The following is a 12,517-nucleotide window of genomic DNA, read 5'->3' on the forward strand; positions in this document are numbered from 1 at the left end:
TATGAAACTTAAAGCCATATTCCTGTTTTTCTTCTTAACATGGGCCAACATCTCATTTGCTCAAAGTCTTGAAGAAATCACTTTGACAGATGCCATCACCAACAAGCCTTTAACAATTGCCTCTTTGAGTGATCAAGAAGGTTTGGTTTTACTTTTTTATGATCTCAAATGTCCTTTTGCGAAGATGTATGAGGAAAGAATCAAAAACTTACGTACCTCCTATTCCAACAAAGGGATTCGATTTGTTTTGGTGAATCCTAACGCAACTTTAGCAGATCAAGCATCACTCAAGGATTATGTAGACAGTTCAGGCATAAACCTCTCGTTTTTAATAGATTCAGAAAAAACACTATCCAAGAAATTAGAAGTTTCTAAAATCCCCGAGGTCTTCCTATTGACAAAAGTTGAAGGAGAGATTCAGCCGGTTTATCACGGAGCTATAGACAACAACCCTCAGGCTGAAGATGCGGTCAGCGAAAAATTCCTCGAGCGAGCAATAAATCAACTTTTGCGTGGAGAAACACCTAGCCCTTCTCAAGTCCGAGCTACAGGCTGCAATGTGCGTTCCTTCTAACTAGTCTAATAAAATTTGAATTAGGCTTTTGATTTCCTCGACTTTCTCGGCTTCTCCTAATTTTTCAAAAGAATTGGCGAGGTTCCGAAGTGATCTCAAAATAATGTGAAAGGAATCCGTAGGCTCAAAATACTCGTCCTTCGGCGGAATTTTTAAATGCTCCAAATAATTGAACACATCCTGTCTTCTGAAAATCAAACCTTTATTGAAGACATTGATGTAAAAAGTCACATCCTCAGATTTATAAGTCAACACAAAAAGGTTAGGCAAATTCACACCATAGACAGGCAACCCCAACTTTTGAGCCACCAACAAATAGATAGCACAAAGGGAAATAGGGTTGCCCTTTTTCGTATCCAAAACCGTTGACAGCATAGAATTCCCAGGGGAATGGAAATTCTTGGTATTGGCTGAAAACCTAAGCTTATTGAATAGGACATTATTGATGATTTTGATCTGATCATAAGGCCCCAAATCATTGCTGAAAGCAGTCCATACCTCGAAATAAATCTGATGCATGTCAGCATTGAGTTTTTGAAACTCCAGGTCCGGATACTGATAGGTATTAATAATCCAAAGTCCCGCCAATAAATCCCGGTCTTCTGATTTTTTCCAATCCTCAAGACGGGCTTTTAGCTGGGAAAACTGGAGCTCATGAACTAAAAACTCCAATTCCCGCTGAATCTCGGGATTAAAATTCGTCTCCCATTTTTCTTCCAAAAAAGGAATGATATCCGCACCAAGCGACATCAATCTGTCACGCACATGCCCTTTTACTTCTTGATCCGTGTCATCAAGAAGAGAAATAAGTGCATTTAATTCAGAAGGACTTAGCTGATCCATTACCCAATGAAAATACAAAAAATTGTCAAGTTTGAATCACTCCAACATTGAACCGATTTTCAATCGGAGCATGATTAGCTGCTTCAATTCCCATGGAAATAACCTTACGGGTTTCTCGAGGGTCAATCACTCCATCCACCCATAACCTTGCAGCTGCATAATATGGGCTAAGTTCCTCATTGTATTTATTGGTAATTTCTTCCAAAAGTGCTTTTTCATCTTCTGGTGAAATTTCTTTCCCAGCCTTTTTCAAAGCCGAAACTTTTATTTGAAGCAAAGTTTTGGCAGCTGAAGATCCAGACATTACTGCCATTTGGGCTGTAGGCCAAGAGTAGATCAGGCGCGGGTCATAAGCTTTGCCACACATTGCATAATTACCAGCGCCATAAGAATTCCCTATTACCAAGGTAAATTTGGGCACGACAGAATTTGCCATGGCGTTTACCATTTTAGCTCCATCCTTGATGATACCTCCATGTTCGGCTTTTGAACCTACCATAAATCCACTCACGTCCTGAATGAATACCAAAGGAATTTTTCGCTGATTACAATTCATAATGAAACGTGCTGCTTTATCTGCCGAGTCTGAATAGATTACTCCACCCATCTGCATTTCTCCTTTGGCATTTTTGACAACCTTCCGCTGATTGGCAATGATACCCACAGCCCAACCATCAATCCGTGCTGTGGCGCAAATCAAGGTTTTTCCATAATCCTTTTTGTATTCATCCAATTCCCCTCCATCGACTAGCCCCTTCAGCACGTCAAGCATATCGTATGGCTTTACACGGTCAATGGGAAATTTCTCCAAAACCTCATTGATAGAAATGGAAGGAGTTTTGGGTTCTTTTCGGTCAAATCCTGCCTTTTCAGAAGCTCCGATTTTGTCAAAAATCCTACGGATAGCATCTAAGCACTCTTGATCGGAATCGTATTTATTATCAGTTACTCCAGAGATTTCACAATGAGTAGTCGCTCCCCCAAGAGTCTCATTGTCCACCTGCTCACCTATTGCAGCTTTTACCAAATAGGATCCGGCTAAAAAAATCGTTCCAGTCTTATCAACAATCATTGCCTCATCTGACATGATCGGCAAATAAGCTCCTCCAGCCACACAGCTTCCCATGATCGCAGCGACTTGAACTATTCCCATGGAAGACATCTTGGCATTATTCCGAAACTGACGTCCAAAATGCTCCTTATCAGGAAAAATCTCATTTTGCATAGGAAGGAAAACACCTGCGCTATCGACTAGATAAATGATAGGGAGGCGGTTTTCCATTGCCACTTCTTGAGCGCGCAAATTCTTCTTGGCAGTCATCGGAAACCAAGCACCTGCTTTCACTGTGGCGTCATTAGCAACTATGACGCACATTTTCCCACTCACATATCCAATTCCTGTTACCACTCCTGCAGAAGGACATCCACCCTCTTCTTCATACATTCCATCCGCAGCAAAAGCCCCTATCTCTAAAAATTCAGATTCTTGATCTATTAAATAATCAATTCGCTCCCGGGCAGTCAATTTCCCTTTTTCATGCTCCTTTGCAATTCTCTTTTCCCCTCCACCCTTTTTTACAGTCTCATACTTAGTTTTCAATTCATCCAATAAGGAATCAAAATTCAAAGTGGGAGTTTTTCCGGTAGTATTCATGAAGTTGATTTTGGGTTTATGAGATTTAAAACTCCAATCTACAAAAGGAAGTTTGGTTTTTGGGAAAAGAAAAAGCCCTTTTTCAAAACAAAAAAGGGCTAATTCCTTGAAAGACAGCTTAAAGCTTAATTTCCTTCAATTTCATTTTTATAATCACGAATAGATCTGAAAATTGCAGAAGCCATGTATTCCTGTCCTTGTTTGCTCATCAGGAATTGCTCTTCCGAGCTATTGGACAAGAATCCCAACTCGACCAAGACGGATGGCATAGAAGGAGTCCAAAGCACATAAAAAGGCCCTTGCTTCACTCCACGGCTCTTTCTCCCTACCCGATCTTTAAACTGCTTTTCGATTTGATCAGCCAAAGTCAGCGAGTTTTCGAAAAATGCCTGAGACATCAGATTGAACATGATATAGGATTCGGGAGAAGAAGGATCAAAGCCTTCATATTTTTCCTGATAGCCGTCTTCTAGCAGCATCACGGAGTTTTCCCGTTTGATAATATCGAAGTTGGATTCGAAGTGCTTCATCCCCATAATAAAAGTCTCTGTACCATATGCCGACCGGCTAGCCGCTGAATTAGAATGAATGGAAACAAAAAGATCTGCTTTATTATTATTGGCAATTCTAGGTCTATCCTTCAAAGATGGAAAGCTGTCATCCTTTCGAGTGTAAATCACCTCGACGTCTGGCATGTATTGATTAATGTATTTTCCAACAAGTAACGTTACGGCCAAGTTGATATCCTTTTCGCGGGATTTAGAACCCAAATTCCCGGGGTCTTTTCCACCATGTCCAGCATCCAAAACAATTTTTTTCATCCGAAACGCCGGCATCATCGTTTCATCAGGAATGAAACCTCCAAACAGAAACGGGATCATCAAAATCAGAGAAAGAATAAATTTTTTATTTTGAAACCTTTCCATGAGGGCAATAAAATTAACTTTACGCGATATTTCCATTAAATCAGCAAATAAGGCAGCGACTGTGCAGGGATTGAAACTCCTACTTTTGAGCTTATGTATATTTTTGCTTTTGCCCCAAATGGCTGAAGCTCAGCGATCCAGGACTACTCAAGAGAGAAGGTTGACTGTACCTGACACCTTAGAGGCTCCTGCTCGAATTATGGGAGATACAGTTTCCATCCCTGCTGATACCTTATCCTTGTCAGATTCGACAAAAATTGTGCCCAGCAGCTCAATAATGAGCGAAATCAATTACTATGCTGAAGATAGTATTGTCACTGACTTCAAAACCAACAAAGTCTATCTATACAATCAGGCATGGTTTGAGTACGGAGAAATGCGTTTGGATGCAGATCGGATCGTGATTGATTGGAAAAATAATGAGCTCTATGCCTCAGGTGTTACGGATAGTCTAGGAAATATCCAAGGAAACCCATTCTTCAAAGATCGAGGGCAAGTCTATGAGATACGGAAGGAAATGAGGTATAATTTCCAAACCCAAAAAGCCATCATCAAGGATGTAGTCACCGAACAACAAGATGGGATTTTGAGAGGTGAAACCATTAAGAAGACTGATGATGGCAGCATCTACCTCGATCATGGATACTACACTACCTGTAAGCTTACAGAACCGCATTGGCATATATCTTCTAATAAGATCAAGTCCATCGAAGGAAAGCAAGTGGTCTCTGGGCCTTTTAATCTTTATTTCAATGGAATTCCAACTCCACTCGGTCTTCCATTCGGTATAATTCCAAATACTCCTGAAGAAAAAGCATCTGGAATCATTTTCCCTACTTATGGAGAGGAACAAGTTCGTGGACTTTTCCTCCGGGATTTTGGATACTATTTTGCTTTCAACGATTACATACACTCCAGAATTACCGGGGACATTTACTCCAAAGGAGGCTGGGGTCTCAAGTCCCAATCAATTTATAAAAAGCGCTATCGCTTTAGCGGAGCATTCAATTTTGATTTTCAAAAATTCAAATCTCCGGAGACTGAATTAAATCCGGTTGATTACAATACGTTCCGTATTTCTTGGTCACACAATCCGGAAAGTCGTGGGACAGGAAGATTTTCCGCATCTGTAAATGCAGGTAGCACTTCCTATTTCAACAATGTCATTAATCCGACAAATTTCCAGAATAACGTTACCTCAGATCTTCAGTCAAATATCAATTATACGAAACAGTTTTCGGGTACGCCTTTCTCCATGTCAGCAAGTGCCCAGCATTCCCAGTCGGTATCAACTGGTGAGGTAAGACTTCGATTACCTTCTTTTAATGTCTCGATGAACCGACAGAATCCATTCCGAAATGTGGATTTTGAACCCCTCAAAACATTGAATATTGCCTGGAACTTTGATATTCAAAACTCAATCACAAACCGGATTCAGTCCCCTACCCCTATTGATCCTGAATTGGGTGGAAGCACTGCCCCGGAATTGATCCCTTTTACACCGGAGAACTTTAGTCTTTTACTTAAAAACGCCAATAATGGAGCTCAGCATAGAATTCCGATCAGTTCCAATTTTACCCTATTCAAATACTTTACGGGAACAGCTTCCGCAAACATCACGGAACTATGGTATTTGCAAAAGCTTCGATTCTTCTACAATCCTGAATCCGAGCGGGTGGATCAAATCGTAGAGAATGGGTTCAATCGAGTGAGCTTTTACAATAGCTCATTTGCAATGAATACCAACCTCTATGGGTTCTATAATTTCAAAGGGGGAAAAATTCAAACTATCCGACATCACATTCAGCCTACATTCGGATTTAGCTATACGCCGGATTTCACCGATGAGTCATTTGGATACTTCCAAAATGTACAGGTAAATACTGAAGGTGATACCCGACTTTATAATAGACATCAAGGATTTATTTATGGTGGTGCTCCGCAAGGAGAATCAAGATCTTTGACCTTTGGATTGCGATCTGTTTTGGAAGCAAAAATCAAAACTGCTGAGGATTCTACGGATGAAGAAAGCACCAAAAAGATTCCTATCATCGAGAACCTGGATCTAAATACTTCCTACAATTTCGCAGCAGATTCCTTCCAGCTTGCACCTTTGAGAATCAGTGCACGAACAAGCTTTTTTGAAAGGAGATTGTCTGTAAACGTGAGTACAACTTTGGATCCTTACGCAACAGCCACTTTCACAAATACCAATGGCACAGAAACCACCCGAAGAATCAATGAATATGCATGGAAAAATGGGCAAGGCATAGGCACCATCCGAAATGCCTCACTCAATATTAATGCATCGATAAATCCAAGCAACTCTCAAAATCCAAATGAAGTTCGGGATGAACTCACCAATCAATTCCTTCAGCAAGGAGGAATCATGAATGAGTTTGTGGAGAGTCAGATTAACCAAATTGTCACTGATCCAAGCCAGTACATCGACTGGAATATTCCATGGAATTTGACGGTAGGCTATAATTTGGCATATAGCAAACAATCCAATGGAAGTACGAATGTCACTTCAGCTGTACAACTTTCAGGAGATATTTCCCTTTCAGAAAAGTGGAAAATCAATTTTAATACTGGTATCAACTTAGTGGATCAGGCGATTACTCAATCCATGATAGGAATTGCCAGAGACCTGCATTGCTGGCAGATGAATGTCAACTGGATACCTTTCGGACGATTTACTTCCTACAACATTGACATTCGCGTCAAATCCAGCATCCTTCAGGATTTGAAGGTTTCCCGAAGAAGGTCCTTCTTTGATAGGTAATCAGGAATTGATTTAGAGATTTTTCAAAAATTTTCTCGCCCTTTCCAAATCCTCCGAAGTATCAATTGCAATGGGTTGGTGGCTTGTTTTTACCATCCGAATTTTAATCCCTTTTTCCAATAACCGAAGTTGCTCCAGCATCTCGATTTGCTCTAGTTCACCCTTTGGCCAAGTAGTAAACTGACTTAAAATATCGCGTCTGTATGCGTAAACGCCAATATGCTTTTTGTAGGTCAGGTTTGGCAACTTATCTCGATTGAAAGGAATCGGTGATCTCGAAAAATAAAGTGCATCGCCTTTTTCATCAAGGACTACTTTTACCGCATTAGGATTTTGAGCTTCTTCTTCTGAAATCTCATGAAATAGGGAGGCCATCTGAACTTCATCATCCTGAAAAACCTCCACCAAAGACTTTAAAGAATTAGCATCTTGGAATGGTTCATCTCCTTGAACATTGACAATCAATTCGGCATCGACTTGATCAAGTGCTTCAGCTATTCGATCCGACCCACTTTCGTGTTGTCTTTTACTAAAAAACACCTGACCGCCAACCTGCCTGATTTGATTGGCAATTTCTTCATGATCAGTCACTACCCATACTTCATCGAAAACTCCAGTATCCAAAGTGCTTAAGTAGGTCCGCTGTATCACGGATTTCCCACCTAAATCTTGGATAAGTTTAGCTGGCAAACGAGTAGATGCGAATCGTGCAGGGATAAGAGCGGCAGATTTCAAAGTTTGGGATTTTGAATGAATATTTTCAATAAATCAGGGCCAAAAATAAAGAAACCAGAGCTTGTAATGAATTGCTCTGGCTTCTCTTTTTAGATTATTCTAGACTTTTGGGACTTGCCAACCATTATGGTAATGAGCTTTCATAAGATCATTGGCATCAGAATCAGTGAACTGATTATTGGAGGCATCCCAATAAATTTTCTTTCCTGTCTTGAAGGCGATATTACCCATCTGAGCATTGATTGCAGCCACTGATCCCGTTTGGATCGCACACTTCAATCTACTTGGATCATTTGCCATCACAGACTCCACAAAATTCTGGGCATGGGAATCCAAAGCGCTTCCAGTAGGGCGAGTATGTGGAACCTCTGCTACTTTTGGTTTTCGCTCTCCTTCCACAGTTTCTGTTTCTGGGATTACTTTCCAACCTCCTCTATTCACTACTAAAGTTGCATTATTTCCGATAAAAGCAATCCCTTCTGTCGTACCGTAATTTCCTCCATCAATACCTGTGGCATGCTCCCAAAGCATATTGAAACCTTCATATTCATAAACAGTTTGCAGGGTATCAGGAGTCTCGGAAGCATCATCAGGATAAGCAAATTTACCTCCCGAGGCCATAATAGATTTCGGGGCACTTACTCCCATCGCATAAAGTGCAATATCAATTTCATGAACACCCCAATCAGTCATCAAACCTCCCGCATAATCCCAAAACCATCGGAAATTAAAATGGAATCGATTTGGATTGAATGGTCTTTTTGGAGCTGGGCCCAACCACATATCATAATCCACACCAGCCGGAGCAGGGCCGTCAGGTTGAACAGGAACAGGTTTCATCCAACCTTGATAAGCCCAGCATTTTACCAAACGAATCTGACCTAGCTTTCCTGATTTGACATATTCAATTGCCTGATCATATTGAGAACCAGATCGCTGCCATTGACCTACCTGAACAACCTTTCCATAGCGCTCTTGAGCTTTCACCATGATTTGACATTCCTCGATCGTATTCGCAATGGGCTTTTCAACATAGACATGCTTTCCGGCAGATACTGCATCCACCATATTCAGGCAATGCCAATGGTCAGGAGTACCGATAATCACCACGTCAATATCAGGATCTTCCAACATCTTTCGATAATCCTTGTATTGCTTAGGCCGGACACCTCTTAATTTGAATACATCCTCAGTTCGCTGATCCAAAACTGATTGATCGATATCTGCAAGTGCAACGCAATTAACATTGGGGATTTTTAGATGCGCATTCATATTAGACCAACCCATTCCTTTACAGCCAATTAGGCCGTAGTTGATTTGGTCTGAGGGCTTTATTTTTCTAGTAAAAGTACCAAAATCAGCTGCCGTCAATATCGATGGCATACTAAGACCAGCTCCCATGAGCATGGTATTTTGGAGGAATTTTCTTCGTGAAGACATAGGTTATTGGGTTATTGAGTTATTGATCTTGTAGTTAGTAGGTGATAATTCAAGAGCACCTACCAGCCAATAGTAAACTTTTTACCGCTTACTATTTACTGTTAACTGTTTAAAGAGGTCTCAGCCAGATATTTCTAAATCGGACAGGATTTCCATGATCCTGAAGTATGATTGGAAGTTCTTCTGGGTGTACTTTGTAATTTGGAATCCCAATGTATTCAGTCGGCCCACGAAGAATCACGTGATTTTGCACCAAAACCCCATTGATCATCACCGTAACTGTTGCTGGGGATGTCAACACTCCATTTTTGTCAAAACGAGGAGCTTTAAAGATGATATCGTAATAATTCCACTCACCCGGAGCTCTCAAAGGATTTACTAAGGGTGGATATTGCTTGTAAATACTACCTGCTTGTCCATTGGTGTAGGTTTTACTTTCATAACTATCCAGAATTTGCACCTCATACAATCCCATTAGGAAAAAACCCGAATTTCCCCGGCCTTGCCCTTCTCCTTTAATCTCAGTTGGCGCTGACCATTCAACATGGTACTGGGCATCTCCAAAAGGCAATTTGGACTGAATATCACCTTTTCCGGCAACCACTACCAATTCGCCATTTTCGATTTTCCACTCTGCGGGGCTTGAACCATCTCTAGCTGAAACAAAGCCATTCAAACTACTTCCATCGAAAAGAACAATCGCATCTGAAGGCGGTAAATGATTTTGAGCACCTGGAGTAATCTTTGGAGGAACAGGAGTATAAAATTCCGTTGCCTGAGGAGGTAAAGGTGGTGGGGTTTGTTCCTGAGCACTTACCAAAGAGGATCCAACAAGTAGAAATAAAGCTGTAAAAAAGAGCTTATGGGAAATTTTCATATGTAAAATAAATTAGGGTTGATAAATTGGATGAATAAATTAAGAGCAATTGTCCTGAATCAAAAGACCATTAATGGATTTTTGGTTGTAGAGGGCAAAAGCTTTCCTAATTTTCTGAAAAATACAGCATATGAAAAAATTATACTTTGCTTTGATCGCCTTCTTGGTAGGAATAAGTCAGTCTATGGCTCAAACTGATTATTTCTTCCCGGGAGAAAGTTTTGACTCGACAATTCCATCTCCTGAAGAGTTTTTAGGATATCCTATCGGAGATTGGCATACCCGCTATGACTTAATCGTAAAATACTTCGAAAAGCTGGATGAAGTCAGTGAGTTAGCCACTCTTCAAACCATAGGCTACACGCATGAGCACAGGCCAAAAGTAATTTTGACCATTGCATCCCCTACTCATATGGCTGATTTGGAACAAATTCGTCAGCGGCAAATACAACTTGCAGACCCAACTCAGGAAAAACCTGATGTAAGTTCCATGCCAGCGATTGTCCACCTAGGTTATGGAGTACATGGAAATGAACCTTCCTCTGCCGAAGCAGCTATGCTGACGGCCTATTGGATATTAGCTGGACAATCTGACTTAGCAAAGCGAGTTCGAGAAGAAGCAGTTATTCATATTGACCCTACTTTAAATCCTGATGGACGGGATAGGCATAGTTTGTGGGCTGATTCAAATAAAGGATTCCCTCCTGTCGCTGATCCTTTGGATCGGGAGCATAATGAGGCTTGGCCTGGAGGTAGAACCAATCATTATTGGTTTGATTTGAATAGAGATTGGTTACCCCTTGCACATCCTGAATCCCAAGTGAAAGTGGAATGGTACCATCAATGGTACCCTAATGTTACTACGGATTTCCATGAAATGGGGACCAATAGCACCTATTTCTTTGAACCTACCAAGCCTTATGGCTCTGAGAATCCGGTTGTTCCTCGAAAAAACTATGATGATATCAATCCGCTATTCGCGAAATATTTCTCCAAATACATGGATGAAATTGGTAGCCTATACTGGACAAAAGAAGTGTTTGACAATAGCTACCCAGGCTATGGCTCAACCTATCCAGATATTCATGGAGGATTGGGGTTGGTATTTGAAACTGCAAGTAGTCGAGGGCATTTGCAGGCCAGTCAACGAGGAGATATTTCTTTTGCATTTACGATTAGAAATCACCTAGTCAATTCCTTGGCAACAATGGAAGCTTCTATTGATAATCGGGAATACATGCACGATTACCTTCGAGAGTTCTTTGTTACCGCAGTGGATGAAGGAAGAAAAGACCCAGCAAAAAACTATGTCTTTGGTGATGAATTTGATGCCAGTCGAAACCGACTATTCCTACAATTTCTTTTGGACCATAAAATCAAAGTTTATGAAAATGATGCGGACCTTCGAGTTGGTGGACAAGAATTCAAAAAAGGAAAATCTTGGTTAGTTCCTACAGCACAGCCTCAGTATAGAATGGTTCGCACCATGTTTGAGTACGTGAAGGAGTTTGCGGATTCGGTATTTTATGATGCCTCAGCCTGGACCATGGCCGCAGCCTACGGAATGCCTTTTGCTACTGCCCCTACTGCCAAATTAGGAACTGAGCTAAATACAATTGAAGCACCGGATTACACATTCCCAAGTGGAAAGGCATATGCCTATTTGATTGACTGGGCCGATTATTTTGCTCCAAAAATGCTTCATGATTTACAAACTGCGGGGATTCATGTCGAAGTCATTAATAGACCATTCAGTTCTCAAACGCAAAATGGCCCTTTTGATTTTGCCGCAGGCACTTTGATGATTCCTATAGGTTTCCAAAGCTTAAGTCAGGAGGAAGTTGCTTCTAAAATGGAAGCGTTGGCAAAAATCAATCAGCAAAAAGTCTACAAAGTAGAAACAGGTCTCAATTTGACTGGAATTGATTTAGGTTCCAATCTCGTGGGTGCGGTACAAAAACCAAAAGTCATCATGCTTGTTGGCCCTGGAGTATCTAGCTATGAAGCAGGTGAAATCTGGCACTTATTGGACACTAAAGTTGGAATGCCCATAACCAAGGTAAATACCGACAATTTCGGTCGAGTTAATCTATTCAATTACAACACCCTGATACTTCCTTCCGGGAATTACAGTGAATTGTCTGAGGCCTCTATTGAACATTTGAAAGATTGGGTAAATCGAGGCGGAACGGTGATTTCTTTAAAGAGTGCTAGCCTTTGGCTAAACCGAATCGGGCTTACAAAAGAATCTCCGGTTCAATTGGAAGGAGAAAAAGATCCATCTGAGCTTCCATTTGCAATAAGAAGGGATTTTGAAGGCGCAAAACAAGTTGGAGGAAGTATCTACCTAGCAAGAATGGATCTTACACACCCGATTTCCTATGGCTACAGAAGTGAAAATATTCCGGTCTATAGAAACACGAACATTTTCATCCAACCTAGCCAAAACAAATATTTGACTCCTATCCGATATACAGAAAACCCACATTTGGGAGGCTACATTTCTGACTCAAATTTGGAGAAGCTAAAGCAAAGTGCAAGCGTAGTTATTTCTTCTTCAAGAAGTGGACGTGTTATTCATTTCTTCGATAGTCCGAATTTTAGAGGCACATGGTTTGGAACAAACAAGCTGTTCTTAAATGCCATTTTCTTTGGAAATCAAATGGACTAAAAGCTAAAAAAA

The 12,517-nt window shown here is 40.9% G+C and carries 9 protein-coding genes; 3 read left to right on the forward strand and 6 right to left on the reverse strand.

All coding sequences use genetic code 11. From position 1 onward, the window contains the following. The first annotated feature begins 1 nt into the window (after position 1). Positions 2 to 574 (forward strand): redoxin domain-containing protein, encoded by a 573-nt coding sequence (locus tag NY014_RS05750; RefSeq protein WP_259413601.1) that lies wholly within the window; start codon positions 2 to 4, stop codon positions 572 to 574. Here NY014_RS05750 and NY014_RS05755 read toward each other — a convergent pair whose 3' ends face one another. The 3 genes from NY014_RS05755 to NY014_RS05765 all read right to left on the reverse strand — a co-directional run bounded on the left by NY014_RS05755 (position 575) and on the right by NY014_RS05765 (position 3,997). After that, positions 575 to 1,417, reverse strand: a complete 843-nt coding sequence (locus NY014_RS05755) for a transglutaminase-like domain-containing protein (RefSeq protein ID WP_259414132.1) — start codon at positions 1,415 to 1,417, stop codon at positions 575 to 577. A 25-nt stretch (positions 1,418 to 1,442) separates the two neighbouring features. Then, positions 1,443 to 3,071, reverse strand: a complete 1,629-nt coding sequence (locus NY014_RS05760; RefSeq protein ID WP_259413602.1) for an acyl-CoA carboxylase subunit beta — start codon at positions 3,069 to 3,071, stop codon at positions 1,443 to 1,445. A 125-nt stretch (positions 3,072 to 3,196) separates the two neighbouring features. Then, the gene (locus NY014_RS05765) at positions 3,197 to 3,997 is read right to left on the reverse strand and encodes an N-acetylmuramoyl-L-alanine amidase family protein (protein WP_259413603.1); all 801 of its coding nucleotides are present in this window, start codon (positions 3,995 to 3,997) and stop codon (positions 3,197 to 3,199) included. Here NY014_RS05765 and NY014_RS05770 point away from each other — a divergent pair. Further along, positions 3,996 to 6,782, forward strand: coding sequence for a putative LPS assembly protein LptD (locus NY014_RS05770; protein WP_435520607.1), 2,787 nt, complete (start codon positions 3,996 to 3,998; stop codon positions 6,780 to 6,782). The two genes, NY014_RS05765 and NY014_RS05770, sit on opposite strands and share 2 nt — an antisense overlap. Positions 6,783 to 6,794: 12 nt before the next feature. Here the strand turns inward: NY014_RS05770 and kdsB are convergent, their stop codons facing one another. The 3 genes from kdsB to NY014_RS05785 all read right to left on the reverse strand — a co-directional run bounded on the left by kdsB (position 6,795) and on the right by NY014_RS05785 (position 9,834). After that, positions 6,795 to 7,517 carry a 3-deoxy-manno-octulosonate cytidylyltransferase gene (gene kdsB / locus NY014_RS05775; RefSeq protein ID WP_259413605.1) on the reverse strand — a complete coding sequence of 241 codons (723 nt, stop codon included), beginning with the start codon at positions 7,515 to 7,517 and terminating at the stop codon, positions 6,795 to 6,797. Between the two features lie 99 nt (positions 7,518 to 7,616). Next, on the reverse strand, positions 7,617 to 8,957 hold the full coding sequence (locus tag NY014_RS05780) for a Gfo/Idh/MocA family protein (protein ID WP_259413606.1): 1,341 nt from the start codon (positions 8,955 to 8,957) through the stop codon (positions 7,617 to 7,619). A 109-nt stretch (positions 8,958 to 9,066) separates the two neighbouring features. Then, positions 9,067 to 9,834: a 3-keto-disaccharide hydrolase gene (locus tag NY014_RS05785; protein ID WP_259413607.1), complete on the reverse strand. Its 768-nt coding sequence runs from the start codon at positions 9,832 to 9,834 to the stop codon at positions 9,067 to 9,069. A 130-nt stretch (positions 9,835 to 9,964) separates the two neighbouring features. Here NY014_RS05785 and NY014_RS05790 point away from each other — a divergent pair, with 130 nt between their 5' ends. Beyond that, complete coding sequence (locus tag NY014_RS05790) at positions 9,965 to 12,505, forward strand: M14 metallopeptidase family protein (protein ID WP_259413608.1); 2,541 nt, start codon at positions 9,965 to 9,967, stop codon at positions 12,503 to 12,505. Positions 12,506 to 12,517 lie beyond the last annotated feature (12 nt).

The sequence above is a fragment of the Algoriphagus limi genome, from assembly GCF_024919275.1.
Lineage (GTDB): Bacteria > Bacteroidota > Bacteroidia > Cytophagales > Cyclobacteriaceae > Algoriphagus > Algoriphagus limi.